29 protein-coding genes, 1 tRNA gene and 1 riboswitch are annotated in these 26,389 nt (G+C 69.5%); of the genes, 21 read left to right on the plus strand and 9 right to left on the minus strand.

What is annotated here, in order from left to right:
* The first annotated feature begins 178 nt into the window (after positions 1–178).
* Together ACGFR9_RS18915 and ACGFR9_RS18920 are read left to right on the plus strand one after the other, a co-directional pair.
* Entirely contained in the window at positions 179–2,536 is a 2,358-nt protein-coding gene (locus ACGFR9_RS18915; RefSeq protein WP_393209703.1) for an immune inhibitor A domain-containing protein, read from the plus strand.
* Positions 2,537–2,671: 135 nt separating this feature from the next.
* Positions 2,672–2,986 (plus strand): hypothetical protein, encoded by a 315-nt coding sequence (locus tag ACGFR9_RS18920; RefSeq protein WP_393209706.1) that lies wholly within the window; start codon positions 2,672–2,674, stop codon positions 2,984–2,986.
* 210 nt (positions 2,987–3,196) lie between these two features.
* Here ACGFR9_RS18920 and ACGFR9_RS18925 read toward each other — a convergent pair whose 3' ends face one another.
* Positions 3,197–3,790, minus strand: coding sequence for an isochorismatase family protein (locus tag ACGFR9_RS18925; protein ID WP_393209709.1), 594 nt, complete (start codon positions 3,788–3,790; stop codon positions 3,197–3,199).
* A gap of 97 nt (positions 3,791–3,887) precedes the next feature.
* Positions 3,888–5,234: a nicotinate phosphoribosyltransferase gene (locus ACGFR9_RS18930; protein WP_393209712.1), complete on the minus strand. Its 1,347-nt coding sequence runs from the start codon at positions 5,232–5,234 to the stop codon at positions 3,888–3,890.
* A 177-nt stretch (positions 5,235–5,411) separates the two neighbouring features.
* Here ACGFR9_RS18930 and clpS point away from each other — a divergent pair, with 177 nt between their 5' ends.
* The 7 genes from clpS (at position 5,412) to ACGFR9_RS18965 (ending at position 10,362) form a co-directional block, all read left to right on the plus strand.
* Positions 5,412–5,729 carry an ATP-dependent Clp protease adapter ClpS gene (gene clpS, locus ACGFR9_RS18935; protein WP_030224767.1) on the plus strand — a complete coding sequence of 106 codons (318 nt, stop codon included), beginning with the start codon at positions 5,412–5,414 and terminating at the stop codon, positions 5,727–5,729.
* A gap of 71 nt (positions 5,730–5,800) precedes the next feature.
* Positions 5,801–6,403, plus strand: a complete 603-nt coding sequence (locus tag ACGFR9_RS18940; RefSeq protein ID WP_393210411.1) for a DUF2017 domain-containing protein — start codon at positions 5,801–5,803, stop codon at positions 6,401–6,403.
* A gap of 438 nt (positions 6,404–6,841) precedes the next feature.
* A complete protein-coding gene (locus tag ACGFR9_RS18945; protein ID WP_393209716.1) occupies positions 6,842–8,266 on the plus strand; it encodes an amino acid permease in 1,425 nt (474 codons plus the stop codon).
* A 131-nt stretch (positions 8,267–8,397) separates the two neighbouring features.
* Positions 8,398–8,820 carry a Mov34/MPN/PAD-1 family protein gene (locus tag ACGFR9_RS18950; protein ID WP_393209719.1) on the plus strand — a complete coding sequence of 141 codons (423 nt, stop codon included), beginning with the start codon at positions 8,398–8,400 and terminating at the stop codon, positions 8,818–8,820.
* 99 nt (positions 8,821–8,919) lie between these two features.
* The gene (locus tag ACGFR9_RS18955; protein WP_311646246.1) at positions 8,920–9,015 is read left to right on the plus strand and encodes a putative leader peptide; all 96 of its coding nucleotides are present in this window, start codon (positions 8,920–8,922) and stop codon (positions 9,013–9,015) included.
* Between the two features lie 102 nt (positions 9,016–9,117).
* Entirely contained in the window at positions 9,118–9,405 is a 288-nt protein-coding gene (locus ACGFR9_RS18960) for a MoaD/ThiS family protein (protein WP_393209722.1), read from the plus strand.
* A gap of 6 nt (positions 9,406–9,411) precedes the next feature.
* Positions 9,412–10,362: a PLP-dependent cysteine synthase family protein gene (locus tag ACGFR9_RS18965; protein WP_393209725.1), complete on the plus strand. Its 951-nt coding sequence runs from the start codon at positions 9,412–9,414 to the stop codon at positions 10,360–10,362.
* Between the two features lie 64 nt (positions 10,363–10,426).
* Here ACGFR9_RS18965 and ACGFR9_RS18970 read toward each other — a convergent pair whose 3' ends face one another.
* On the minus strand, positions 10,427–10,564 hold the full coding sequence (locus ACGFR9_RS18970; protein WP_393210448.1) for a hypothetical protein: 138 nt from the start codon (positions 10,562–10,564) through the stop codon (positions 10,427–10,429).
* Between the two features lie 202 nt (positions 10,565–10,766).
* On the opposite strand from ACGFR9_RS18970, the gene ACGFR9_RS18975 reads away from it, so the two are divergent.
* A complete protein-coding gene (locus ACGFR9_RS18975) occupies positions 10,767–11,519 on the plus strand; it encodes an MBL fold metallo-hydrolase (protein ID WP_311646243.1) in 753 nt (250 codons plus the stop codon).
* A gap of 68 nt (positions 11,520–11,587) precedes the next feature.
* Here the strand turns inward: ACGFR9_RS18975 and ACGFR9_RS18980 are convergent, their stop codons facing one another.
* Both ACGFR9_RS18980 and ACGFR9_RS18985 read right to left on the minus strand, forming a co-directional pair.
* Positions 11,588–12,838 (minus strand): PTS transporter subunit EIIC, encoded by a 1,251-nt coding sequence (locus ACGFR9_RS18980; RefSeq protein ID WP_393209728.1) that lies wholly within the window; start codon positions 12,836–12,838, stop codon positions 11,588–11,590.
* Between the two features lie 210 nt (positions 12,839–13,048).
* Positions 13,049–14,353: a PTS transporter subunit EIIC gene (locus tag ACGFR9_RS18985; RefSeq protein ID WP_030224753.1), complete on the minus strand. Its 1,305-nt coding sequence runs from the start codon at positions 14,351–14,353 to the stop codon at positions 13,049–13,051.
* A gap of 187 nt (positions 14,354–14,540) precedes the next feature.
* On the opposite strand from ACGFR9_RS18985, the gene ACGFR9_RS18990 reads away from it, so the two are divergent.
* From ACGFR9_RS18990 to rdgB, 4 genes are all read left to right on the plus strand, one after another.
* Entirely contained in the window at positions 14,541–14,774 is a 234-nt protein-coding gene (locus ACGFR9_RS18990; RefSeq protein WP_030224752.1) for a glucose PTS transporter subunit EIIB, read from the plus strand.
* Positions 14,775–14,853: 79 nt separating this feature from the next.
* Positions 14,854–15,591, plus strand: coding sequence for a ribonuclease PH (gene rph, locus ACGFR9_RS18995; protein ID WP_393209733.1), 738 nt, complete (start codon positions 14,854–14,856; stop codon positions 15,589–15,591).
* Between the two features lie 143 nt (positions 15,592–15,734).
* A complete protein-coding gene (locus tag ACGFR9_RS19000) occupies positions 15,735–16,133 on the plus strand; it encodes a hypothetical protein (RefSeq protein WP_030224745.1) in 399 nt (132 codons plus the stop codon).
* A 34-nt stretch (positions 16,134–16,167) separates the two neighbouring features.
* Positions 16,168–16,770, plus strand: coding sequence for an RdgB/HAM1 family non-canonical purine NTP pyrophosphatase (rdgB, locus tag ACGFR9_RS19005; protein WP_030224743.1), 603 nt, complete (start codon positions 16,168–16,170; stop codon positions 16,768–16,770).
* Between the two features lie 7 nt (positions 16,771–16,777).
* On the opposite strand, the gene ACGFR9_RS19010 is transcribed toward rdgB, so the two are convergent.
* Both ACGFR9_RS19010 and bcp read right to left on the minus strand, forming a co-directional pair.
* Positions 16,778–16,861 (minus strand) — tRNA-Leu (locus tag ACGFR9_RS19010).
* A 39-nt stretch (positions 16,862–16,900) separates the two neighbouring features.
* Entirely contained in the window at positions 16,901–17,368 is a 468-nt protein-coding gene (bcp, locus tag ACGFR9_RS19015) for a thioredoxin-dependent thiol peroxidase (RefSeq protein ID WP_030224740.1), read from the minus strand.
* Positions 17,369–17,506: 138 nt separating this feature from the next.
* Here bcp and ACGFR9_RS19020 point away from each other — a divergent pair, with 138 nt between their 5' ends.
* The 3 genes from ACGFR9_RS19020 to ACGFR9_RS19030 all read left to right on the plus strand — a co-directional run bounded on the left by ACGFR9_RS19020 (position 17,507) and on the right by ACGFR9_RS19030 (position 18,731).
* Positions 17,507–17,836 (plus strand): DUF3618 domain-containing protein, encoded by a 330-nt coding sequence (locus ACGFR9_RS19020; protein WP_393209738.1) that lies wholly within the window; start codon positions 17,507–17,509, stop codon positions 17,834–17,836.
* Between the two features lie 99 nt (positions 17,837–17,935).
* Positions 17,936–18,238, plus strand: a complete 303-nt coding sequence (locus ACGFR9_RS19025; RefSeq protein WP_311646272.1) for a co-chaperone GroES — start codon at positions 17,936–17,938, stop codon at positions 18,236–18,238.
* Between the two features lie 77 nt (positions 18,239–18,315).
* Positions 18,316–18,377: riboswitch (guanidine-III (ykkC-III) riboswitch) on the plus strand.
* Between the two features lie 33 nt (positions 18,378–18,410).
* The gene (locus ACGFR9_RS19030; RefSeq protein ID WP_030224734.1) at positions 18,411–18,731 is read left to right on the plus strand and encodes a multidrug efflux SMR transporter; all 321 of its coding nucleotides are present in this window, start codon (positions 18,411–18,413) and stop codon (positions 18,729–18,731) included.
* 15 nt (positions 18,732–18,746) lie between these two features.
* Here the strand turns inward: ACGFR9_RS19030 and ACGFR9_RS19035 are convergent, their stop codons facing one another.
* A complete protein-coding gene (locus tag ACGFR9_RS19035) occupies positions 18,747–21,050 on the minus strand; it encodes a transglycosylase domain-containing protein (protein WP_393209742.1) in 2,304 nt (767 codons plus the stop codon).
* A 264-nt stretch (positions 21,051–21,314) separates the two neighbouring features.
* Here ACGFR9_RS19035 and ACGFR9_RS19040 point away from each other — a divergent pair, with 264 nt between their 5' ends.
* Genes ACGFR9_RS19040 through ACGFR9_RS19055 form a run of 4 tightly spaced genes read left to right on the plus strand, consistent with a single transcriptional unit; the run spans position 21,315 to position 24,688 of the window.
* A complete protein-coding gene (locus ACGFR9_RS19040; RefSeq protein ID WP_037893997.1) occupies positions 21,315–22,115 on the plus strand; it encodes an ABC-2 family transporter protein in 801 nt (266 codons plus the stop codon).
* A gap of 49 nt (positions 22,116–22,164) precedes the next feature.
* Complete coding sequence (locus ACGFR9_RS19045) at positions 22,165–22,929, plus strand: ABC transporter permease (RefSeq protein WP_199809041.1); 765 nt, start codon at positions 22,165–22,167, stop codon at positions 22,927–22,929.
* Positions 22,930–22,935: 6 nt separating this feature from the next.
* On the plus strand, positions 22,936–23,913 hold the full coding sequence (locus ACGFR9_RS19050; protein ID WP_393209746.1) for an ATP-binding cassette domain-containing protein: 978 nt from the start codon (positions 22,936–22,938) through the stop codon (positions 23,911–23,913).
* 43 nt (positions 23,914–23,956) lie between these two features.
* Complete coding sequence (locus ACGFR9_RS19055) at positions 23,957–24,688, plus strand: DUF1707 domain-containing protein (RefSeq protein ID WP_393209749.1); 732 nt, start codon at positions 23,957–23,959, stop codon at positions 24,686–24,688.
* Between the two features lie 110 nt (positions 24,689–24,798).
* Here the strand turns inward: ACGFR9_RS19055 and ACGFR9_RS19060 are convergent, their stop codons facing one another.
* Positions 24,799–26,178, minus strand: a complete 1,380-nt coding sequence (locus tag ACGFR9_RS19060) for an SGNH/GDSL hydrolase family protein (RefSeq protein ID WP_393209752.1) — start codon at positions 26,176–26,178, stop codon at positions 24,799–24,801.
* Between the last annotated feature and the right edge of the window lie 211 nt (positions 26,179–26,389).

The raw sequence follows: 26,389 nt of genomic DNA on the forward strand, positions 1-26,389 counted from the left end.
TAAGCGAACGACGACTCCGCATAGTGCACTTGATTTGTTCAAGTCAAGGTCTGTTTTTTCTGGCGAACCTCTAGTCAAATGTCGTCACTTGACTACACGCGTTGATCACGTGCGTGCGGGACCTTCCATAGACGGAACCTCCTTCGGCCGCGCGCACGCACGCGGGAGGGGATCTCAAGTGAGCAGTAGACCCTGGACGTTCAGAGCGACCGCGATAGGCGTGGCCCTCGCGGCGGCCACCGCCACGTGCTCTGCGTTCACCGTGGCCCAGGCCGATTCGGCGGACAGCGCCGATCGCCCCAGCGCCGTGGACCGGCACGACCCGGCGTCGAACCAGCACGTCGAGCACGACCTCGAGGGCCCGCTCTCCAAGACGCAGGCGGCTCAGCGCGAGGAAGCTCTCAACCAGGTCATATCAGGTAAGACCTCGGTCAAGAACCGTGATGGTTCGAAGGTCGTCCAGCTCAAGAGCAAAAAGGGCGACAGCAAGTACGTGGAGCTCGGCCGGGAGAAGACCGACAAGATCTTCACCATCCTCGTCGAGTTCGGCGACCAGGTCGACAGCCGCTACGGCGGCGACGCCGGCCCGGAGCACAACCAGATCGCCAAGCCGGACCGCAAGAAGGACAACTCCACGGCCTGGCAGGAGGACTACGACCAGCAGCACTTCGACGACCTGTACTTCGGGTCCGGCAAGGGCGTCGACTCGGTCAAGACCTACTACGAGAAGCAGTCCTCCGGCCGCTACTCGGTCGAGGGTGAGGTGTCCGACTGGGTCAAGGTCCCGTACAACGAGGCCCGTTACGGCAACAACGCCTGCGGCGACACCAACTGCCCGAGCGTGTGGAACGTCGTCAGCGACGGTCTGAACGCCTGGGTCGCCGAGCAGAAGGCGGCCGGCCGTACCGACGCCCAGATCAAGGCGGACGTCACCCGCTTCGACGAGTGGGACCGTTACGACTTCGACGGCGACGGCGACTTCAACGAGCCCGACGGCTACATCGACCACTTCCAGATCGTGCACGCCGGTGAGGACGAGTCCGCGGGCGGCGGCGTCCAGGGCACCGACGCCATCTGGGCCCACCGCTGGTACGCCTTCGGCACCGACGCCGGCGCCACCGGCCCGGACCAGAACCGGCTCGGCGGATCGCAGATCGGCTCCACCGGCATCTGGGTCGGCGACTACACCATCCAGCCGGAGAACGGCGGACTCGGCGTCTTCGCCCACGAGTACGGCCACGACCTCGGTCTGCCGGACCTCTACGACACCGCCGGCGGCGAGAACTCCACCGGCTTCTGGACGCTGATGTCCTCCGGTTCCTGGCTCGGCACCGGGAAGAAGGAGATCGGCAACCTGCCCGGCGACATGACCGCCTGGGACAAGCTCCAGCTGGGCTGGCTGAACTACGACACCGCCAAGGCGGGCGTCAACTCCTGGCACAAGCTGGGTGTCGCCGAGTACAACACCAAGCACAAGCAGGGCCTGGTCGTCACGCTGCCGAAGAAGGCCGTGACCACCGAGATCGTCCCGCCGGCCGAGGGGCAGACGCAGTGGTGGAGCGGCAGCGGTGACAACCTCAAGAACACGCTGACGCGTTCGGTCGACCTGACCGGCAAGTCCGCCGCCGAGCTCACCTTCGACGGCTGGTACGAGATCGAGGCCAACTACGACTACCTCTACACCGAGGTGTCCACCGACGGCGGCGCCAACTGGACCGCCCTCGACGGAACGGTCGACGGCCAGCCGATCCCGCGCGACGGCAGCGACAAGCCGGCCCTGCACGGCACGCTCGACGGCTACAAGAAGTTCGCGTACTCCCTGGACGCCTACGCCGGCCAGAAGGTCGACCTGCGCTTCCGCTACCAGAGCGACGGCGGCGTGGCCCTCAAGGGCTTCACGGCCGACCAGATCACGGTGACCGCGGACGGCACGCCGCTCTTCTCCGACAACGCGGAGAGCGCGGACGCCGCCTGGACGGCGAACGGCTTCACCCGCCAGGGCGCGTCCTTCACCAAGGACTACGCCCAGTACTACATCGCCGAGAACCGCCAGTACGTGTCGTACGACAAGACCCTCGAGGTCGGCCCGTACAACTTCGGCTTCACGTCCCGCCCGGACTGGGTCGAGCACTACGCGTACCAGAACGGCCTGCTGATCTGGAAGTGGGACACCTCCCAGGCGGACAACAACACCAGCGAGCACCCGGGCGCCGGTCTGGTCCTCCCGATCGACGCGCACCCGACCGCGCTGAAGTGGTCCGACGGAACGCTGATGCGCAACCGCGTCCAGACCTACGACGCCACCTTCAGCAAGTTCCGCACCGACGGGATGCTGCTGCACAAGGCGGACGTGGCCACGTGGATCCCCTCGTCGAAGGGCGTGCCGGTCTTCAACGACCGCACGAACACCTACTACGACGCGGCGAACCCCGGTGGAAGTGTCAAGGTCACTGACACCAACACCAAGATCAAGATCAACAAGGAGGCCAAGGACGGCTCGACCATCGAGCTCGAGGTCGGCCCCGCAGGTAGGTAAGTAGCATCTCCGCAGGTCGGAGCATGATCGGCGGTGACCCCCTGGCGGGTCACCGCCGATCCGTGTTTAGGTGCCTCCCGTGGCTCTCTTATTGACACCTGTGACGACACAGGCCGACCCCGGGGGTACGACCGCATGAGCGCCGGAGGTTTCTCCAAGCTGCCGAACGGCACGGTGGTGGTGGCACTCAACCTGCCCAGCCCCGCCGCCGACGCCCCCGCCGGAGTCCGCGTCCTCGTCCACGCCCGAAACCGCGCCCGAGCCCTGACCAGGCTCCGCAACCTGGGCCTGCGCGCCGTCTACCTCCGAGGCAACGCGGCCCCGCCCACCCCCGACGAGATCACCGCCGTCCTCCACCACCCGGACGGCCTCATATGGCGCACGACCCCCGCAGACCCCGCCCTCACCCTGGAACTCTGGCACCCCATAAAAGCCCTGCTGAGGCAGTAGCCGCGCAGCCGCGGGCAGCCCCCGCCCCCGCAGCCGTGGGCAGCCCCCACCCCCGCAGCCGCGGGCAATCGTGCCGCAGGGCGGCACGGGTGGGCGCGGCGGCACCGGCTCGGCGCCGCGAGCCGAACCCACCCCCGGCAGACCCCGGCCCAGGCCCACTGACCAGCCCAGGCCCACTGACCAGCCCAGGCCCACCCACAAACACAGGGCTCACTGCACCACAGGCTTACCCGACAGCTCCACCCCCGCCGAGCGCAGCTCATCCAACGCCCGCTCCGTGGTCCCCGCAGCAACCCCCGCCGTCAAAGACAACAGCACCCGCACCCGAAACCCCTCCCGCACCCCGTCCACCGCGGTGGCCCGCACACAGTGATCCGTGGCGATCCCCACCACGTCCACCTCGTCCACCGCCCGCTCCCGCAGCCACTCCGCCAACGACTCCCCGTTCTCGTCGACCCCCTCGAACCCGCTGTAGGCGGCCGAGTAGGCCCCCTTCGAGAACACGGCGTCCACCGCCCCCGACGTCACCGCGGGCGCGAAGTTCGGATGGAACCCGACCCCCTCCGTCCCGGCGACGCAGTGCGCCGGCCAGGACCGTACGAAGTCGGGGTTGTCGGCGAAGTGCCCGCCGGGCGCGATGTGGTGATCGCGGGTGGCCACGACATGGCGGTACCCGCCGGCCGACGCGGCCTGCCCGATCAGCTCGGTGATGGCGGCGGCCACATCCGCCCCGCCGGCCACGGCGAGGCTGCCCCCCTCGCAGAAGTCGTTCTGCACGTCAACGACGATCAGTGCGCGGCGCATGACAGATGTCCTTCGGCTATGAGACGGACGGCCCGGGGACGGGTAACCCCCGAGCCTATTGAACGACGGACGACACGGACAGGGGCAGGACAGGCGGCTAACCGCCCGACCCCACATGCACGTACTCGGTGGGAAGCACCGGCTCCCCCCGCGACAGCTGCGTGGCCGACAGCGGCAGCCCCGCCCGCGCGGCCGCGTGCCGCTCGCGGACCACGTCCAGCGGCTCCCGGGCGATCACCTCACCGCCCGACACCAGCGGCACCAGCAGCTCCCGCCCGGCCGCCTCCTCCGGGACGGCCCCCGTGCCGATCACCTCCGCCTCGGCGACGCCGTACGCGTCCAGCCGCCGCGCGGCCCACTTGCGGCCGCCGATGGAGGTCTTCCCGCCGGTGGATCGTTTCGCCACCGGCACCAGCGGCGCCTTCGGGTCCGCGGACTCGGCGCGGGCGACCAGCTTGTACACCATGGACGCCGTCGGGTGCCCCGAGCCGGTCACCAACTGGGTGCCGACCCCGTACGCGTCCACGGGCGCCGCCGCCAGCGAGGCGATGGCGTACTCGTCCAGGTCCGAGGTCACGATGATCTTCGTGCCGGTGGCGCCCAGCTCGTCCAGCTGCTGCCGCACCCGGTGCGCCACCAGCAGCAGGTCCCCGGAGTCGATCCGTACGGCGCCCAGCTCCGGCCCCGCGACCTCCACGGCCGTACGGACCGCCTCGGCCACGTCATAGGTGTCCACCAGCAGCGTCGTACCGCCGCCGAGGGAGTCCACCTGGGCCCGGAAGGCGTCCCGCTCGCTGTCGTGGAGCAGGGTGAAGGCGTGCGCGGAGGTGCCCACGGTGGGGATGCCGTAGCGGAAACCGGCCGCGAGGTCGGAGGTGGAGGTGAAGCCGCCGATGTACGCGGCCCGCGAGGCGGCCACCGCGGCCAGCTCGTGGGTGCGCCGGGCGCCCATCTCGATCAGCGGCCGGTCCCCGGCCGCCGACGACATCCGGGAGGCCGCCGCGGCGATGGCCGAGTCGTGGTTGAGGATCGACAGGATCACCGTCTCCAGCAGCACGCACTCCGCGAAACTGCCCTCGACCCGCATGATCGGTGAGCCCGGGAAGTACACCTCGCCCTCCGGGTAGCCCCAGATGTTCCCGGAGAAGCGGTAGCCGGCGAGCCAGTCCAGGGTCTCCTCGTCGACGATGTCGTTCGCCCGCAGGAACCGGATCATGTCCGGGCCGAAGCGGAAGTTCTCCACCGCGTCCAGGACCCGCCCGGTGCCGGCCACCACGCCGTAGCGGCGGCCGTCCGGCAGCCGCCGGGTGAAGACCTCGAACACGCTGCGCCGCTCGGCCGTACCGGCCTTCAGTGCGGCGCGCAGCATGGTCAGCTCGTACTGGTCGGTGAAGAGCGCCGTCGACGGAACATCCACCGGCAGCCCAAGATCCGCTACGTCCACCGAACTCTCCTCGTCGTGACTCGCCGGGCACCCCCGGGCAGGCCGGGGGTCCGGGGGGTGTCCCCCGGTATGTGCCGCATACGAGGGATGCTACCCCCATTTCGTCAGTTTGACGATTTCAGTTCGGGCGCCGGAACAGCGGGCCGGTTTGTGCGTCCACCCCCCTGCGGTGGCAGCATGGGGCGTGTGACGTCACCCGCACCCCTGGAGATCGAACGCACCGAGTCGGCGGAGGAGGTCTTCGCCGTACCCGAGCCCGACGTCCCGTGGGTCACGATCGTGCACAACGACCCGGTCAACCTCATGAGCTATGTGACGTACGTCTTCCAGTCGTACTTCGGCTATCCCAAGGACAAGGCCACCAAGCTCATGCTGGACGTCCACCACAAGGGCCGGGCGGTCGTCTCCAGCGGCACCCGCGAGGAGATGGAACGCGACGTCCAGGCCATGCACGGCTACGGACTGTGGGCCACCCTCCAGCACGACCGCAAGTGACCGATCCGGACATGACCGAACCGGACATGACCCGCCCCCGCCCGCAGGACCGGAAGCAGCGAATCGCCGCCATGCCAGGACACTTCGAACCGCTCCCCGGCGGCGGCGCGGCCGTCGCCCTCGACGACGTCGAGATCTCCATCATCCGGTCCCTCGCCGTGCAGCTGCTGGAGCTCATCGGCCCCGGCCCGGCCGAGGACGCCTCCGGCGACCCGCTCGCCGAACTCTTCGCCGAGGGTCCGAGCGAACCCCCCTCCGACCCGGTGCTGCACCGCCTCTTCCCGGACGCCTACCGCGACCCCGAGGGCACCCCCGGGCCCGAGAAGGCCGAGGAGCAGAAGGCGTACTCCGCCGAGTTCCGCCGCTACACCGAGAACGACCTGCGGGCCGGCAAACGCGACAACGCCCTCGCGGTGATCCGCTCCCTGGACGCGCTCAGTCCGGCCGGGGAGGGCGGAGCGATACTGGAACTCTCGCCGGAGAGGTCCCGGCAGTGGCTCGGCGCCCTCAACGACCTGCGCCTCGCCATCGGCTCCCGCCTGGAGATCAGCGACGAGGACGACAGCGACCTCCTCTTCCATCTTCCCGACGAGGACCCGCGCAAGCCGATGGTGATGGCCTACCTGTGGCTCGGCGGCCTCCAGGAGACCCTCGTCAACACCCTTGTGTCCTAGGACCTGTCCGGCACATGCCCGCGGCGTCCTCATACACCGGACACCCTGACCCCGTCCGGGTGACCACCATGCCGTGAGTCGGCGCGGGATGTCCGGAAAAGTGCGCTGACGTGTTCGCTCAGAGGACACTCAAATCCGGATAACGAATCTGTGAAAGAGCCCGCCATCTATGGGCTCTTCAGGTGTCTTTTGTCCGCTTCTCCCTGTGAAGCACGCCACAGACCGACCCTGTGATCAGTATGGCGGCCGTGATAAATCTTCACGACCGCCCGGCGAACACCACCCGAATGTTCCGCCGGGTGCGCCACCGAGCCGGCGACCGCCGGCCAGGCACGGGCGGACTCCCAGAGCCCGCCCAGCTCCATCAGTCCGGGGGGATCGAGACCCGATCCGGGGCCGACAGCGGCCCGGGTCGGCATGGAGAAAGGCGCACCACACATGGCCTCACCGCAGGTCGACACGGAGTCCGTACCCGAAGAGGGGTACGAGCGCGGCCTCAACAGCCGCCAGGTCCAGATGATCGCGATCGGCGGCGCCATCGGCGTCGGCCTCTTCCTGGGAGCCGGCGCGAACATCGCCAAGGCGGGCCCCAGCCTGATCGTCATGTACGCCCTGGCCGGCGTCATCATCTTCTTCATCATGCGGGCCCTCGGCGAGCTGCTGCTCTACCGTCCCGTCTCGGGCTCGTTCGCCGAGTACTCGCGCGAATTCCTCGGCCCGTTCTTCGGCTACTTCACCGGCTGGACGTACTGGCTGATGTGGGTGGTCACCGGCATGGCCGAGCTGACCGCCGCCGCCATCTACATCAACTACTGGTTCCCGGCCATCCCGCAGTGGACATCGGCCCTGGTCTTCCTGGTCATCCTGTTCGGCGCCAACCTGATCTCGGTGAAGCTGTTCGGCGAGATCGAGTTCTGGTTCTCGATGGTCAAGGTCACCGCCATCATCGGCATGATCGTGATCGGCCTCGGCGTCCTCACCCTCGGCTTCAGCCAGGCCGGTGACACCGCCGCCGTCTCCAACCTCTGGGCCTTCGACGGCTTCTTCCCCAAGGGCATCGGCTCGTCCCTGATGACGCTGCAGGGCGTCATGTTTGCCTACCTCGCCGTCGAACTCGTCGGCGTCACGGCGGGCGAGTCCGAGAACCCCGAGAAGACCCTGCCCAAGGCGATCAACACCCTGCCCTGGCGCATCGCCCTCTTCTACGTCGGCGCCCTCACCGTCATCCTGTGCGTCGTCAAGTGGACCGAGTTCTCCGCCGACGCGAGCCCCTTCGTGAAGGCGTTCGCGGTCATCGGCATCCCGGCCGGCGCCGGCATCGTCAACTTCGTCGTCCTCACGGCGGCCCTGTCTTCCTGCAACTCCGGCATGTACTCCACCGGCCGCATGCTGCGCAACCTCGCCGACAACGGGGAGGCCCCGCAGATCTTCCGGAGGCTGTCCTCCACCAAGACCCCGGCGCTCGGCATCACCACCTCCGTGGTCTTCATGGGCGTCGGCGTCGTCCTGAACTACGTCGTCCCCGAGAAGGCCTTCGGCTACGTCACCTCCGTCGCCACCGCGGCCGGTATCTGGACCTGGCTGATGATCCTGATCAGCCACGTCCTCTACCGCCGCAAGGTCGTCGCGGGCCGGCTGCCCGCGTCGTCCTTCCCGGCTCCCGGCGGCTCCGTCTGCTCCTACATCGCCATCGCGTTCCTGGTCTTCGTCCTGGGCCTGATCGTGATCGACGAGGATGCCAGGATCTGCCTCTATGTGATGGCCGGCTGGGCCGCGGCCCTCGGGGTCGGCTGGGCCGTCCTGAAGTCCCGCAATCCGCAGGTCACCCGCCGCGACGAAGGCGACTTCGAGAAGGTGGGCTGACCACCACCCGGGACGCCGGGACGCAGGGAGTACTCGTGGCACCCCCTGCGCCCACCGCTCAGGCGTCCGGCATACGGGCCGTTCCGTACCACCCCTCGGTACGGAACGGCCCGTTGCCTATCCTGGGCCCCATGCTGACCATCACCCAGGACCTGTACGACCGGATCGTCGCCCACGCCCGCGAGGACCACCCCGACGAGGCGTGCGGCGTGGTGGCGGGCCCGGTGGGCGCCGGCCGCCCCGAGCGCTTCATCCCCATGCTGAACGCGGCGCGCTCGCCCACCTTCTACGAGTTCGACTCCCAGGACCTGCTGAAGCTGTACCGGGAGATGGACGACCGGGACGAGGAGCCCGTGGTCATCTACCACTCCCACACCGCCACCGAGGCCTACCCCTCCCGCACCGACGTCACCTATGCCAACGAGCCCGGCGCCCACTACGTCCTGGTCTCCACCGCCGACACCGACGGCTCCGGAGAGTTCCAGTTCCGCTCGTTCCGCATCGTCGAGGGCGAGATCACCGAGGAGGAGGTCAAGATCCTAGAGGCGTACTGAACCGGACGGCAGACCCCCGATCCCGTATCGCGGAAGGAAGGTGTCCGAAGCGTGAGATCACACTCCGGGAACCCGTCCGGGAATCGATACGATGACCCCATGGTTCTCCATGACGTGAGCGAAACGACGCCGGGCACGCTGCTCGTGGCGCGGCTGCACGTCGACCTGTGCAGGCTGAACAGCGCCATCTGTTGATCTTCCGCTGCCGCCGTGGGCCGTGAGCCGCGGCGAACTGCCGCGCGCCCCCGCGCGCCCTTACGTACCCACGACAGACACTTCCGACAGGAGCCCTCAGCCATGGCCATCGAGGTCCGCATCCCGACCATCCTCCGCCAGTACACCGACGGTCAGAAAGCGGTGGACGGCACCGGGAACACCCTCGCCGAGCTCTTCACCGACCTCGAGACCCGGCACACGGGCATCCACGCCCGCCTCATCGACGAGGCGAACGGCGAGCAGCTGCGCCGCTTCGTCAACGTCTACCTCAACGACGAGGACGTCCGCTTCCTCGACGGCATCAACACCAAGCTGACCGACGGCGACAGCGTCACGATCCTGCCGGCCGTCGCCGGTGGTATGGCCTGATACCGGATGCGTTACGACTCCCCGCTGGCCGCGGTGGGCAACACCCCTCTGGTGCGCCTGCCGCGGCTGTCGCCGTCCGCCGACGTCCGCATCTGGGCGAAGCTGGAGGACCGCAACCCCACCGGCTCCATCAAGGACCGCCCCGCCCTCTTCATGATCGAGCAGGCGGAGAAGGACGGCCGCCTCACCCCGGGCTGCACCATCCTCGAGCCCACCAGCGGCAACACCGGCATCTCCCTGGCCATGGCCGCCAGGCTCAAGGGCTACCGCATGGTCTGCGTGATGCCCGAGAACACCTCCCAGGAACGCCGGGACCTGCTCGGCATGTGGGGCGCCGAGATCATCTCCTCCCCGGCCGCGGGCGGCTCCAACACCGCCGTACGCGTCGCCAAGGAACTCTCCGCCGAGCACCCCGACTGGGTGATGCTCTACCAGTACGGCAACCCCCACAACGCCGGCGCCCACTACGCGACCACCGGCCCCGAGATCCTCGCCGACCTGCCGTCCATCACCCACTTCGTGGCCGGCCTCGGCACCACCGGCACCCTCATGGGCGTCGGCCGCTATCTGCGCGAGAACAAGCCCGAGGTCAGGATCGTCGCCGCCGAACCGCGCTACGACGACCTCGTCTACGGCCTGCGCAACCTCGACGAGGGCTTCGTCCCCGAGCTGTACGACGCCTCCGTCCTCACCACCCGCTTCTCCGTCGGCTCCGCCGACGCCGTCACCCGCACCCGCGAACTCCTCCAGCAGGAGGGCATCTTCGCCGGTGTCTCCACCGGCGCCGCCCTGCACGCGGCGATCGGCGTCGCCAACAAGGCGGTCAAGGCGGGCGAGAGCGCCGACGTCGTCTTCGTCGTCGCCGACGGCGGCTGGAAGTACCTCTCGACCGGCGTCTACACCGCCGCCACCACCGAAGAGGCCATCGACACCCTCCAGGGCCAGCTCTGGGCGTGACGCCGCGTGCGTGACCGAGGGGCCGGAGCCGTGCTCCGGCCCCTTTCGCATGTCCCGCGCGGGCTCACTTCCGCTCGCCGTCCCGCCGCCCCGGCCCACGCCGTCGCCGGGGCCGGTGCCCCCGGCCCCACCCGTCGACGAGCGCCGTGACGAACCCGAGCAGTACCACCGCGGCGAGCGCGAGCCACCAGGCCGTGTCCATGTCCCGACCGTACCGGCGTGCACCGCCACCGCGCGCCCCTTCCCGCCCCGGCATGCGCCCCATCCAGCCGAACCGGTGACAGCACAGGTGAGTTCGCCCACAACAGCCCCTGGCGGAGGAGCGACCACAGGTTTTGCGCCTTACGCTCGACAAACCGCACGACCCCCGTCTTCCCACACCCGCCAGCGGAGGTTTCTGCTTCATGAAGCTCACCGTCGTCGGCTGCTCGGGGTCGTTCCCGTCCGCGGAATCGGCCTGCTCGAGCTACCTCGTCGAAGCCGACGGCTTCCGGCTGCTCCTCGACATGGGCAACGGCGCCCTCGGCGAGCTGCAGCGCCACTGCGGTCTCTACGACCTCGACGCGATCTTCCTCAGCCATCTGCACGCCGACCACTGCATCGACATGTGCGCCTACTTCGTGGCCCGTTACTACCGGCACGAAGGCGGCCGCTGCGCCCCCCTGCCGGTCTACGGCCCCGAGGGCACCGAGCACCGGCTGACCACCGCCTACGCCGACACACCCACGGCCTCCTCCATGAGCGAGGTCTTCGACTTCCACACCGTCAAGCCGTCCACCTTCGAGATCGGCCCGTTCCTCGTCCACACCGAGCGCGTCGCGCACCCGGTCGAGGCGTACGGCATCCGTATCGAACACGGCGGGAGGACGCTTACGTACTCCGGCGACACCGGAGTGAGCCCCGCGCTCGACGACCTCGCCCGCGACGCCGACCTCTTCCTGTGCGAGGCCGCGTTCACGCACGGCAAGGAGAACATCCCCGACCTGCACCTCAACGGCCGCGAGGCGGGGGAGACGGCGGCCCGCGCGGGCGCCCGCCGCCTGATCCTCACCCACATCCCCCCGTGGACCGACCCGCAGATCAACCTCACCGACGCCCGCACGGCGTACGACGGCCCGGTGGGGTTGGCGGCGCCGGGAGCGACGTACGTGATCTGACCAGGCGCAAAGGGGAGGGCCCCGGAACCGAACTCGGTTCCGGGGCCCTCCCGTTCGTACGGGACCGCTCACGCCTTGGTGAGGTCCTCGACCTCCTCCTCGGGCTCGCGGCCCGGAGTGGTCAGGTTGAACCTGGTGATCGCGAAGCGGAAGACCACGTAGTAGATCGCCGCGAACACCAGACCGATCGGGATGATCAGCCATGGCTTGGTCGCCAGGTTCCAGTTCAGGAAGTAGTCGATGGCGCCGGCCGAGAAGCTGAAGCCGTGGTGCACGCCCAGCGCCCAGGTGACGGCCATCGAGATGGCGGTCAGTACGGCGTGGATGACGTACAGCACCGGCGCGATGAACATGAACGCGAACTCGATCGGCTCGGTGATGCCGGTGACGAACGAGGTCAGCGCGAGGGAGACCATCATGCCGCCGACGGCCTTGCGGCGCTCGGGACGGGCACAGTGGGTGATGGCCAGGGCAGCGGCCGGCAGGGCGAACATCATGATCGGGAAGAAGCCCGTCATGAACTGGCCGGCGGTCGGGTCGCCGTGGAAGAAGCGCGGCAGGTCACCGTGCCAGACGGCACCGGCGGAGTCCTTGAAGGAACCGATCTCCTGCCAGGCCACCGTGTTGACGAACTGGTGCATGCCCACCGGGAGCAGGGCGCGGTTGATCGCGCCGAAGATGCCGGCGCCGACTGCGCCGAGCCCGGTCATCCATTCGCCGAAGTCGGTGATGACACCGCCGATGGGCTCCCACACCAGGCCGAACAGGACACCGACGGCGGTGCCGATGAACGCCATCAGGATCGGCACGAGGCGGCGGCCGTTGAAGAAGCCCAGCCAGTCGGGGAGCTTGGTGCGGTGGTAACGCTGCCAGACGACCGCGGCTATCAGGCCCATGACGATGCCGCCGAGGACCTTCGGGTCGTTGTAGGTGGCGGCGATGTCCGCACCCTTGGTGACCTTGGCCTCGGTGATCGGGAAGGCGGTCAGGACGTTCTTGTAGACGAGGAAGCCCACCAGCGCGGCGAGGGCGGTGGAGCCGTCGGCCTTCTTGGCGAACCCGATGGCGATGCCGACGCAGAACAGCAGGGGCAGGTTCGCGAAGACGGCGTCACCAGCGGTGGCGAACACGTCCGCCACCTTGCCCCAGCCCAGGCCGTCCGCGCCGAACACGTCCGGCTGGCCCAGCCGGAGCAGGATGCCCGCCGCCGGCAGGACGGCGATCGGGAGCTGAAGGCTGCGGCCGACCTTCTGCAGGCCCTGGAACAGGCCGGATCCCCGCTTCTTCGCGGGGGCCGCCGAGGCGGTGGCGGTGCTCATACTTCCTCCATCGGTGGTGGTCTACACCACTAGTGGTGTAGACCTGTTGTAGCACGATGAAGGCCGCATAAGGAACCCACGATTCCTGCTATCGCCGGGCTACACACGGTGGCCGCCGCACCGGTTAAACGGAACCCGCGCGAAGGCGCACCGAAAAGCCCCCGGACCACCAGGTCCGAGGGCTCCACAAGCCGCCTCCAGCCTACGAGATCACCCCTTCGCCGCGTCCTCGACCTCCTCCTCCGGCTCCCGCCCCGGAGTCCGCAGATCGAACCGCGTGATCGCGAACCGGAAGATCGCGTAGTACACCGCCGCGAAGCACAGCCCGATCGGGATGATCGCCCACGGCCGGGTCGCCAGGTTCCAGTTGATGACGTAGTCGATCAGCCCCGCCGAGAAACTGAACCCGTCGTGCACCCCCAACCCCCACGTCACCGCCATCGACACACCCGTCAGCACCGCGTGCGCCACGTACAGCAAGGGGGCGACGAACAGGAACGAGTACTCGATCGGCTCCGTGATCCCCGTGACGAACGACGTCAGCGCCACCGACAGCATCAGCCCGCCGACCTCCTTGCGCCGGTGCGGCTTCGCACAGTGCGTGATCGCCAGCGCCGCCGCCGGCAGCGCGAACATCATGATCGGGAAGAACCCCGAGGTGAACTGCCCCGCGTCCGGATCACCCGCCAGGAACATGTTGATGTCCCCGTGCACCACCGTGCCGTCCGGCCGCGTGTACGAGCCGAACTGGAACCAGATGGGCACGTTCAGGAACTGATGCAGCCCCACCACCAGCAACGCCCGGTTCGCCAGACCGAACACACCGGCGCCCCACGCGTCCAGCCCGTCCATCCAGTCGCTGAAACTCTCCAGCGCGTCACCGATCGGCGGCCACACCCACAGACACAACGCGGCGAACACGATCGCCGCGAACGCCATGATGATCGGCACCAGCCGCCGCCCGTTGAAGAAGCCGAGCCAGTCCACCAGCCGCGTACGGTGGAACCGCTGCCAGAAGTACGCCGCCATCAAACCGATCACGATGCCGCCGAAAACCCCCGGATTCTGGAACGTGAACGCCGTGACCGTCCCGTCCGACACCTGGCAGCCCACCATCGGCACCGCCTTCGAGCCCCCGGGACAGTCCTCCGGGAACTGGCGCAGCACGTTGTAGTAGACGAGGAACCCGGCCACCGCCGCGAGCGCCGTGGATCCGTCCGACTTCTTCGCCATCCCGATGGCCACACCCACACAGAACAGCAGCGGCAGCCCCAGCGAACCGTCCAGCAGCGCCCCGCCCGCACCCACCATCACCTTGGAGACGTCCGTCCAGCCCAGACCCTCGTCCCCGAACACGTCCGGCTGCCCCAGCCGGTTCAGAATGCCCGCGGCCGGCAGCACCGCGATCGGCAACTGCAGACTCCGGCCCATCTTCTGCAAACCCTGGAACAAACGGTTCCAGCCCTCCCGCGCGGGAGAGACCGCACTCCCGGCGCCGGAACTCTCGGCACTCATCAGGGCCCCCTCGATCCGCGGCGGTGACGACGGGTTTGGCGGCAGTCCACCCGGTGGTGTAGACCAGTGAGGCAGGACGGTACCGCTGTCGTGACGCCATCATTCGGCACCCACGACGGGACCGCTCGCAAAGATGGGCCAACTGTGGGTTACTGCGACAAAGCGGTTCGGATCAGGGAGAACGAACATGGCCACCAAGGCTGAGAAGATCGTTGCCGGGCTCGGCGGCATCGACAACATCGAAGAGGTCGAAGGCTGCATCACCCGCCTCCGCACCGAAGTCGTGGACCCCGCCAAGGTCGACGAAGCCGCCCTCAAGGCCGCCGGCGCCCACGGCGTCGTCAAGATGGGCAGCGCCATCCAGGTCGTCATCGGCACCGACGCCGACCCCGTCGCGGCCGAGATCGAAGACATGATGTAAGCACCCCCGCTTACACCTTCGGGGCCCCGTCCACGCATCCGGAAGGGGCCCCCACCCCTGTACGGCTAGGCTCGGCGCCATGTCTCGAATCGACGGCCGCACCCCCGAACAACTCCGCCCGGTCACCATCGAACGCGGCTGGAGCAAGCACGCCGAAGGCTCCGTCCTCGTCTCCTTCGGCGACACCAAGGTCCTCTGCACCGCCTCCGTCACCGAAGGCGTCCCCCGCTGGCGCAAGGGCAGCGGCGAGGGCTGGGTCACCGCCGAGTACGCGATGCTGCCCCGCGCCACCAACACCCGCGGCGACCGCGAATCGGTCCGCGGCCGCATCGGCGGCCGCACCCACGAGATCAGCCGCCTCATCGGCCGCTCCCTGCGCGCCGTCATCGACTACAAGGCCCTCGGCGAGAACACCGTCGTCCTCGACTGCGACGTCCTCCAGGCCGACGGCGGCACCCGCACCGCCGCCATCACCGGCTCCTACGTCGCCCTCGCCGACGCCATTCACTGGGCCCAGGGCAAGAAGCTCATCCGCGCCGGCCGCCAGCCCCTCACCGGCACGGTCAGCGCCGTGTCCGTCGGCATCGTCGCCGGGGTCCCCCTCCTCGACCTCCGCTACGAGGAGGACGTCAAGGCCGACACCGACATGAACGTCGTCTGCACCGGCGACGGCCGCTTCGTCGAAGTCCAGGGCACCGCCGAGGCCGAACCCTTCGCCCGCGACGAACTGAACGCCCTCCTCGGCCTCGCCGTCACCGGCTGCGCCGAACTCACCGCGGTCCAGCGCGCCGCGCTTGAAACGGTCCTCGAAAGGTAAAAGACACACCAAGGCACGTGGCCGACGCGGGCAACCGCGCCGGCCACCGCCGCGTCTCAAGGGGTACGGGCGCACGGATCGACCCCGGGCGCCCGGCCGACGACCAGGGCCCCACCGGCCCTACAAAGGGGAGGGACCCATCCATGGCCGCGAGCCGCCGACGCCGCACCGCAGCCGTCGCCGCCACCCTGGCGGCCGTCGCGCTGACCGCCGGACTCACCACCGGCTGCGCCGCCGTCGACAAGGCACTGGACTGCGTCCAGACCGCCGACGCCATCGCCGACAGCGTCACCGACATGCAGCAGGCCGTCGAGAACGCCGGCGACGACCTGACCCAACTCGAGGAATCCCTCGACTCCATAGACAAGAACCTCGGCGAGATCGGCGACAAGACCGACAACGCCGACGTCGGCAAGGCCGTCGACGACCTCCAGACGGCCGTCGGGAACGTCCGCACCTCCATCCAGAACGGCGACGAGACCCCCGACATCAGCCCCGTCACCGACGCGGCCGGCGAACTCACCAAGGTCTGTACGCCGTAAGGACCCGAGCATGGGCCCAGGGATACTTGGGCCCATGACCCGCCTCATCCTCGCCACCCGCAACACCGGAAAGATCACCGAACTCCGGTCGATCCTCACGGACGCGGGCCTGCCCCACGAACTCGTCGGCGCCGACGCCTACCCCGACATCCCCGACGTCAGGGAAACCGGCGTCACCTTCGCCGAGAACGCCCTCCTCAAGGCCCACGCCCTGGCCCGGGCGACCGGCCTCCCCGCGGTCGCCGACGACTCCGGCCTCTGCGTCGACGTCCTGAACGGCGCCCCCGGCATCTTCTCCGCCCGCTGGTCCGGCACCCACGGCGACGACAAGGCCAACCTGGACCTGCTCCTGGCCCAGCTCGCGGACATCGAGCCCCCGCACCGGGCGGCCCACTTCGCCTGCGCGGCGGCCCTGGCCCTGCCCGACGGCACGGAACGAGTGGTCGAAGGCCACCTGAAGGGCACCCTCCGCCACACCCCCTCCGGCACGGGAGGCTTCGGCTACGACCCGATCCTCCAGCCGGAGGGCGAAACGAGGACGTGCGCGGAACTGACGGCCGCCGAGAAGAACGCGATCAGCCACCGGGGCAAGGCGTTCCGCGCCCTGGTCCCGGCGGTACGGGATCTGCTGGGCTGAACACCGGTGCGGCCGGAGGGACTCGAACCCTCACGGGAGTTACCCCACTGGGACCTAAACCCAGCGTGACTGCCAGTTCCACCACGGCCGCGTGATGCTGCCCGGCCATGCTAGCGGCCGGGCAGCGGGGTCAGATCCCCAGATCCTTGATGATCTTGGCCACGTGGCCCGTCGCCCGGACGTTGTAGAGGGCGTGCTCGACCTTGCCCTGCTCGTCCACCACGATCGTGGAGCGGATGACGCCCAGGTAGGTCTTGCCGTAGTTCTTTTTCTCGCCGTAGGCGGCGTAGGCGTCCAGGACCGTCTTCTCCGGGTCGGCGAGGAGGGTGACCTTCAGGGACTCCGCCTCGCGGAACTTGGCGAGCTTCTCCGGCTTGTCGGGGGAGATGCCGATGACGTCGTAGCCGGCGCCGGCCAGCAGGTCGAGGTTGTCCGTGAAGTCGCAGGCCTGCTTGGTGCAGCCGGGAGTGAGGGCGGCCGGGTAGAAGTAGACGATGACCTTGCGGCCCTTGTGGTCGGCCAGGGACACCTCGTTGCCGTCGGCGTCGGGCAGGGTGAAGGCGGGGGCCTCGTCCCCGGGCTGGAGGCGTTCACTCATCGGTCGGGTCTCCTCGTGCGTGGATCGGGTGCCGGGATCGAGGGTAACCGGGGGTCCTGACCGTGCGTGGCGGTGTGAAGCTGACAGACTGTCCGGCACAGGTACACACAGGTATCAGCGGATATCGGAGGCGGCACGGTGGCGGACACGGCGGACACCAGAACCCCGGCGCAGATCGAGGCGGACATCAGGCGCCGCCGTGCGGTGCTGGCCGAGACCCTGGACGAGATCGGTGTGCGGGTGCATCCGAAGACGATCGTGGGGGATGCCAAGGCCCGCGTGGTGTCGAACGTGGATCACACGCTGGGCCGGGCGTACGTCCGTGTCAACGGGGTGGTGAGCGATGTGAAGGCACAGTTCGTGGACCCGGAGGGCTCGCCGCGGCTGGAGCGGGTCGTTCCGGTGGCGGTGCTGGTGGTGGGTGCCGTGGGGCTGCTGGCCCTGGGGACCCGTCGGCGCAGGCGTTGACCCCGGCGGCGTGCGGCCGGCCCGGAGGCAGGTAGGTTTCAGGACGTGAGCGCCAAGAGACTCGAGCACGGTTCCCAGGACGACAAGCTCCCCATCCGGATGCTGCACGATCGCGTACTCGTGCGGCAGGACGCGGGTGAGGGCGAGCGGCGTTCGGGGGGCGGCATCCTGATTCCCGCGACGGCGGCGGTGGGCCGCCGGCTGGCCTGGGCCGACGTGGTCGCGGTGGGGCAGAACGTCCGGACCGTGGAGCCGGGCGACCGGGTGCTGTACGACCCGGAGGACCGGGCGGAGGTCGAGGTGCGGGGCACGGCGTATGTGCTGATGCGGGAGCGCGATCTGCACGCGGTGGCCGCGGACCGTTTCGAGGGTTCCGAGGATTCGACGGGTTTGTACCTGTAGTTCAATGGCCGGAAAGGGCTGGTGACCATGGTCACCAGCCCTTTTCGTGTGTCCGGGCCGGGCGGGGCCTAGGCTGGGGGGACCCGTGAGGGCCCCGACGAGACGCGCCGTACCGGGGTGAAGGCAAAGACGACGCACCCCCGTTTCCGTTCGTGTCCCGGAGGTGCCTGTCATGGCGTGGGTTCTGCTGGTGATCGCCGGTCTGCTGGAGGTCGGCTGGTCGGTGGGGATGAAGTACACCGACGGTTTCACCCGTCTGGTCCCGAGTGTGCTGACCGGCGCGGGCATCGTGGCGAGCATGCTGCTGCTGTCGTACGCGGCTCGTACGCTGCCGATCGGTACGGCGTACGGCGTGTGGGTGGGCATCGGCGCGGCCGGGGCCGCGGTGCTGGGCATGTGGGTGCTGGGTGAGCCGGTGACGGCGGCGCGGATCTTCTTCATCTGTCTGCTGCTGGTGGCGGTGGTGGGGCTGAAGGCGACGTCCGGGCACTGAGAGCGGAGGGCCGGGTCACTCGTCCCAGCGGGTGCCCTGGGTGAGTGCGCCGGTGAGGCCGTCGGAGACGGGGTTCTCGTCTCCGTTGGCGTCGCTCTCGCCGGTGTCGTCGGTGGGCGCCGCGCTGCCGTCGGTCTGCCGCCGGGGTGTCTCCGGCTCGTCCTGGCCGTCGGCGGACTCCTCGTCCGTCCCCGTCTCCGTCCCCGTGTCCCTCCCGTCCGGCGCCCCGCTGTCGCTGTCGTCGGGTTCGCCGGAGAAGGACGGGCTGTTGCTGGAGTCGCTGGGCGGCGGCTGGGTCTTGTAGGCGCCGGGCTGGAGCCGCAGGCTGAAGGGCGTGACCGGTACGCCGTCGAGGGCTTCGCGGGTGTACTGGCCCCAGATCTCGGCCGGGGCGCCGCCGCCGTTGATCCTGGGGAGGCCCATGACGCCGTAGAGGGGTTTGTGGCCGGCGGTGACCGGGTCCTGGCCCATGACGGCGACGACGGTGGCGAGGTCGGGGGTGTAGCCGGCGAACCAGGCGGCGGTGTCCTCCTCGGCGGTGCCGGTCTTGCCGGCGGCGGGGCGGCCGGCGGTCTGGGCGGCGGTGGCGGTGCCGTTCTCGACGACGCCGCGCAGCACGGAGGTGGTGGTGTCGGCGGCCTGGCGGGTGACGGCCTGGCGGGTGTGCCGTTCGGGCAGTTCGACGTTCCGGCCGTTCTGGGTGATCTTCTCGATCATGGTGTAGTCGCCGTGTTTGCCGTGGTTGGCGAGGGTGGCGTAGGCCTCGGCCATGTCGAGGACGCTGGCGGTCGCGACACCGAGGGCGATGGAGGGCCCGGCGTCGTCGAGGCTGGGGGTGTCCTCGGACAGGCCCAGGGCGACGGCGGTCTCGCGGACGCGGTCGGGGCCGACGTCGGTGGCCATCTGCGCGTAGACGGCGTTGACGGACTTGTCGGTGGCCTCGCGGACGGTGATGTCGCCGTAGTCGCGGTGGTCCTCGTTCTCGGGGGCGTAGCGGGCGCCGGGCCAGCCCTGGACGGGGCGTTCGCTGTTGCCGTCGTAGATGGCGTTGGGGGTGATGGGGCGGCCGTCCTGGGTGCGGGAGCCGTTCTCGACGGCGGCGGTGAAGACGAACGGCTTGAAGCTGGAGCCGACCTGGAAGTCCCGGCGGGTGGCGTTGGGGGTGTACTGCTTGACGTAGTCGATGCCGTTGTACATGGCGACGACCTTGCCGGTCTTGACGTCGACGGAGGCGCCGCCGGCCCGGACGTAGGTGTCGGCCTTGCGGTTCTTCTGGTCGAGGCGGTCCATGAGGTTGTCGTTGACGGCGTCGACGAAGGCGTCCTGCTTGTCCTTCTGCAGGGTGGTGGTGATGCGGTAGCCGCCGGTGCCGAGGGCGGCCTCGTCGACGATGTCGTTCTGGACGAGGTGGTTCTTGACGATGTTGACGATGTAACCGCGCTGGCCGGAGAGGCTGGTGGAGACGGTGGTCTTCTCCGGCATCGGGAACTTCATGCCGGCGCGTTCGGCGACGCCGAGCCAGCCTTCGTCGACCATGCCGTCGAGGACGTAGTTCCAGCGGTGTTCGACGGTGTCGCGGTTCTCGGGGTGGGTGATGACGTCGTACTGGCTGGGGGCGTTGACGAGGGCGGCGAGGTAGGCGGCGCGGCCGGCGTCGAGCTCGGCGGCGTCGATGCCGTAGTAGGCGTGGGCGGCGGACTGGATGCCGTAGGCGCCGCGGCCGAAGAAGCTGGTGTTGAGGTAGCCCTCGAGGATCTGGTCCTTGGTCTGTTCGCGGTCGAGCTTGATGGAGATGAAGAACTCCTTCACCTTGCGGGTGACGGTCTGCTCCTGGCGGAGGTAGTAGTTCTTCACGTACTGCTGGGTGATGGTGGAGCCGGACTGGCGGCCTTTGCCGGTGGCGGTGTTCCAGGCGGCGCGGACCATGGCCTGGGGGTCGATGGCGGACTCGGTGTAGAAGTCCCGGTCCTCGGCGGCGAGGACGGCGTGCTGGGCGTCCTCGGAGATCTGGGAGAGGGTGACGTTCTCCCGGTTGACCTCGCCGTCGCGGGCGATGACGGTGCCGTCGGCGTAGAGGTAGACGTTGGCCTGCTGGGTGGCGAGGGCGTTGGCGGCGGGGATCCGTACGAGGTGGTAGCCGAGGAAGAAGCCGCCGACGACGACGGTGGCGGTGATGAGGAGCCCGCCGAGGGTCATGCGCCAGGTGGGGACGAACCGGCGCCAGCCGGTGCGTCCGGGCTTCTTGGGGGCGCCGGCCGCCCGGGGGTCTCTCGGCGCCCAGCCCTTCTCCGGCTGCTGCGGCTGCGGCTCGTCGCTCATGTCGTGCACGGACTCCTGTTTCGCCTTGTTCGTTCCACTGCGCCGTAGTGTGTGCGGCTACGCCGTGTTGTGTGCCTCTTATTCAAGACTGTCCCATCCGGCGGGGCGTGCCCGGTGACGCCGCGCGTGGAGCGCGCACCCGGCTTGTCACGCGCATGGCCGCACCTCGCGGGGGAGGGCCGCCGTCGAAAATGCGTGGCAGGGGGTGTGGCGGGCGGTTTAGGCTCCTGCGCTTTGGTGCCGATTGCGGGAGGAGGGTGGGGCGTGGGCTCGGCGCGGTTGTATCTGTCCGTCGCGGTGGGGGGTTTCAGGCGGTACGCGTCGTATCGGGCGGCGACGGCGGCGGGGGTGTTCACCAATACGGTGTTCGGGCTGATCCTCGTGTACACGTATCTGGCGCTGTGGGACGAGCGGCCGGGTCTGGGCGGCTACGACCAGGCGCAGGCGGTGACGTACGTGTGGCTGGGGCAGTGTCTGTACGCGACGCTGGCGATCCAGGGCGGGGGTGCGGAGAAGGAGCTGATGGAGCGCATCCGCACCGGTGAGGTCGCCGTGGATCTGTACCGGCCGGTGGATCTGCAGCTGTGGTGGCTGGCGGGTGATGTGGGGCGGGCGGCGTTCCAGTTGCTGGGGCGCGGGTTGGTGCCGTTCCTGTTCGGTTCGCTGTTCTTCACGATGGCGCTGCCCACGGAGGCCGCCGCGTGGCTGGCGTTCGCGGTGACGCTGGTGCTGGCGGCGGTGGTGAGTTTCGCGATCCGCTATCTGGCGGCCCTGTGTGTGTTCTGGCTGATGGACGGCATGGGCATCGGCCAGGTGCTGATGATCACGGGGGTGTTCTTCTCGGGCATGGTGCTGCCGCTGAACGTCTTCCCGGGCACGCTCGGCGAGGTGGTGCGGGTGCTGCCGTGGGCGGCGCAGATCCAGGTTCCGGCGGATGTGCTGATGGGGGAGACGGATCCGTCGGCGGCGTTCGCGTTCCAGGCGGCGTGGGCGGTGGCGCTGCTGGCGGCGGGCCGGCTGCTGCAGTCGGTGGCGACGCGCAGGGTGGTGGTGCAGGGTGGGTGAGCGCGCTGTGTTCGTGGAGGGGCTGCGGGCGTACGGGCTGATCGCGGGGATGTGGGTGCGCTCCGGGATGACGTACCGCACGTCGTTCGTGTTCACGGTGTTCGGGAACCTGCTGATGACGGGCCTGGACTTCGTGGGGATCCTGCTGATGTTCACGCAGGTCGACTCGCTGGGCGGCTGGTCGCTGCCGGAGATCGCGATGCTGTATGGGCTGTCGGTGACGTCGTTCGGCATCGCCGACATGCTGCTCGGCTCGATGGACGTGCTGGGCGCGCGGATGCGGGACGGCTCGTTCGACGTCCTGCTGGTGCGTCCGGTGCCGGTGCTGGCGCAGGTCGGCGCGGACCGGTTCGCGCTGCGCCGGCTCGGCCGGGTCGCCCAGGGCGCGGTGGTGCTGGGCTGGGCGCTGTCCTCCGTCGACGTGGAGTGGACGGCGGTGAAGGTGCTGCTGGTGCCGGTGATGGTGCTCAGCGGTGCGGCGATCTTCTCGGCGGTGTTCGTGGCGGGCGCCGCGTTCCAGATCTTCGCGCAGGACGCGGCCGAGGTGCAGAACGCGTTCACGTACGGCGGGACGACGCTGCTGCAGTATCCGCCGACGGTGTTCGGGAAGGATCTGGTGCGCGGGGCGACCTTCATGCTGCCGCTCGCCTTCGTCAACTGGGTGCCCGCCGCCCACATCCTGGACCGCCCGTACCCGATCGGTCTGCCCGGGTGGGCGTCCTTCGCGTCGCCGCTGGTGGCGGTGGGCTGCTGCGCGCTGGCGGGACTGGCGTGGCGGACGGGACTCAGGTCGTACCGGAGCACGGGGAGTTAGCGGAAGATGGACGACGTATTCATCGAACTCGACGGCGTGGAGAAGGTCTTCGACGTCCGCAGGAAGACCGGTTTCCTGAAACGGGAGCGGCGTCGGGTGCGGGCGGTCGACTCGATCTCCTTCACGGTGGCGCGGGGCGAGATGGTCGGCTACATCGGCCCGAACGGTGCCGGGAAGTCGACGACGATCAAGATGCTGACCGGGATTCTCACGCCGAGCGGGGGACGGCTGCGGGTCGCCGGGATCGACCCGTCCCGTGAGCGGACCCGGCTGGCGCACCGGATCGGGGTGGTGTTCGGGCAGCGTACGACGCTGTGGTGGGACCTGCCGCTGATCGACTCGTACAAGCTGATGCACCGCATGTACCGCATCCCGGACGCCCGTTACCGGGAGAACCTGTCCCGGCTGACCGAACTCCTGGACCTGGGCGACCTGCTGGACGTACCCGTCCGTCAGCTCTCCCTCGGCCAGCGGATGCGGGGGGACATCGCGGCGGCGCTGCTGCACGACCCCGAGGTGCTGTACCTGGACGAGCCGACGATCGGTCTGGACGTCATCTCCAAGACCAGGGTGCGGGACTTCCTGCGGCAGTTGAACGCCGAGCGGGCCACCACGGTCCTGCTGACCACGCACGATCTGCAGGACATCGAGCAGTTGTGCTCGCGGGTGATGGTCATCGACCACGGCCGTCTGGTGTACGACGGTGCCCTCGCCGGGCTGCACGAGGCGGGGGAGAGCGAGCGGACGCTGGTGGTGGACCTGGAGCGGGAACTCCCGCCGATCGAGGCGCCGCCGCCCGCGCGGGTGGTACGGGTGGAGGGGCCGCGCCAGTGGCTGGCGTTCCCGGCGTCGGCGTCGGCGTCGGAACTGGTGTCGCGGATCGCGGCGGAGTACCCGCTGGTGGACCTCTCGGTCCGGGAACCGGACATCGAGGCGGTGATCGCGAGAATGTACGAAGATAGGGCGGACCGGCCCGTCACGTGACCCTCGTAGCCGTGTGGCGGAGATAACTCGTAGGCTGCTGTGTATGACCGAAGACGCAGCCGTCCCGGACCTTCGTGCCTCCGACGCCGACCGTGAACGGGTCGCCGAGATCCTGCGGGACGCCCTCGCGGAGGGCCGCCTCGACATGGAGGAGTTCGAGGAGCGGCTGGACGCGACGTACCAGGCGCGCACCTACGGGGAACTGACGCCGATCACCCGCGACCTGCCGGACCACGCGGCGGCCGTACCGGCGGTGTCGCTCACCAAACAGCCGGAGCGCGGCGGCGGTTGGGCGAGCCGGATCGTCGGCGGCGACGACTCCGGCACGTCGTCGTGGGCGGTGGCGGTGATGTCGGGCTTCCAGCGCAGGGGCCACTGGACGGCACCGCGCCGCTTCAACTGTCTCGCCTTCTGGGGCGGCGGGGAGATCGATCTGCGGGAGGCGAACTTCGCGGACCGCGAGGTCGTCATCAACGCGGTCGCGATCATGGGCGGGGTGGAGGTCATCGTCCCGCCCGGTGTCGAGGTCATCGTGCGCGGCATCGGCGTCATGGGCGGCTTCGACCACCGCGAGGAGGGCGTACCGGGTGACCCCGGCGCCCCGAGGGTGATCGTCACGGGCTTCGCCTTCTGGGGCGGGGTGGGCGTGGACCGCAAGCTCCCGCGCGCGGAGAAGCAGCGCCTGCGGGAGGAGCGCCGCAGGGAACGACTGGAGCGCAAGGAGGACCGCCGTCGGGAGCTGGAGGGCTCCCCGGAGCGCGAGGACCGCGGCTGAGGTCTCCTGGGGGGCTCTTCAGCCCCTCCGGCGTTTGAGGAGCGGGGGTCCGGGGGCAGAGCCCCCGGTTCGGGACGGGAAGGGGCGGCGGGGGCGAGAAAACCCCGCCCCTACAACCGTGCCGGCGCCCCGCCCCTCAGCACATCGAGGTCGAAGACCTCACCCATCCGCGCATACCCCCGGTCACTCGGATGCAGATGATCCCCGGAGTCGTACTCCACCCGGAACCGCCGGGGGTCGTACCCGTCCCGAACAGCCCGGTCGAAATCAACCACCGCGTCGAACACCCGCCCCGCCCGAACCTCCGCGTTGACGACTTCCCGCACACCTTCCCGTCCCTCACTCCAGCCCCGATGCCCCCCGAACGGCATCAACGTCGCGCCGACCACCTTCACCCCCTGCCCATGAGCCCGCTCGACCAGCGACCGCAGCCCGTCCACGATCCGCCCCGGATCAGCCACCCCCGGCGTCCGCAGAATGTCGTTGATCCCCAGCACGACCACCACGACCCTGACATTCGGCCGCCCCAGCACATCCCGCTCGAACCGGTTCACCCCACTCGGATTCTCCGCGGGCCGCCCCAGCCCGTCCGCGAGCACCTGGTTCCCGCTGATCCCGGCGTTGACGACGCTGTACCGCGGCACATCCCGTCCGTCCCCGATCGCGGCCCGCAGCCGGTCGGACAGCACGTCGGGCCACCGCCGGTTCGTCCCGGTCGTCGAGGTGATCCCGTCGGTCAGCGAGTCCCCGAGGACGACGACGGTCCCCTCCGCCTCGGCACTCAGCACATCGAGCGCGGTCGCATACCGCCAGACCACGCTCTCCCCGCTGTACGGCATGCCCGTCGCGTCCCGGGTGTGCTCGCCGTCCGCGACGTACGAGATCTGACGGGCGTGCGGATGATAGGTGACGGGCCCGGACGCGCTCGGCGAGTACGTCGTGATGAGCACGTCCCCGTCCCGCGGAACGGCGACCCGCACGGCATCGCTCACCACCTCCCCGCCCGGCGGAACGACGACCCCCGCGCTCCCCGCGAAGGCCAGCGGCCGCACGCTGTCCACGACCGCCGCCGCCGTACCCGCCCCCGCGGACACCGCGACCGACGCGTGCGTGATGGTCAGCGGCGCCTGCCCGTACAGGTTGGACAGCGTGACCCGGGCGCTCGTACCGCCGACGCTGGTGTGCACGACGTTGCGCACCGAGCGTCCAGCGAGACCGCCGGTCTCCGTGCCGGGCTCGCCCCCGACCGGGGAGGCCGCCCAGGAGGCGACCCAGGTACCGCCGGCGACGGGCGCGGCCGGACCGTTCTGCGCGCCACGCCCCCCGGCGAGGGCGTCGCGCTCCCGCGTACCGTCACCGGACCCCACCCCGACGCCGGCTCCGACGTATATGGCGGCGGCGACCGCCACGATCGCGGCGACGACCGCGGCGAGCAGCGCGCGCTGCTTGGCGTCAGGCGCGTCCGCGCCCCCGTCACGACCCCGGGTCATGCTGTTCCGTTCTCCTCGGGCGATGGGGAGCCCGAGGCTCCGATCCGATGAACCCATGATGATCCATGAGCGGGGAAGACTGTCCGGGGGGACCCGCACGGGACCCCCCTGGGAGCCCCTAGGGGATCCCCCTGGACAAACCCCCTCCGAACAGACGCCGGGAACTCCTGTTCCGTTCCAGGAGTCGGTCAGGAAGGGACAATGTGTGAGG

This window comes from Streptomyces sp. NPDC048584, assembly GCF_043199595.1.
GTDB classification, from domain to species: Bacteria; Actinomycetota; Actinomycetes; order Streptomycetales; family Streptomycetaceae; genus Streptomyces; species Streptomyces edwardsiae.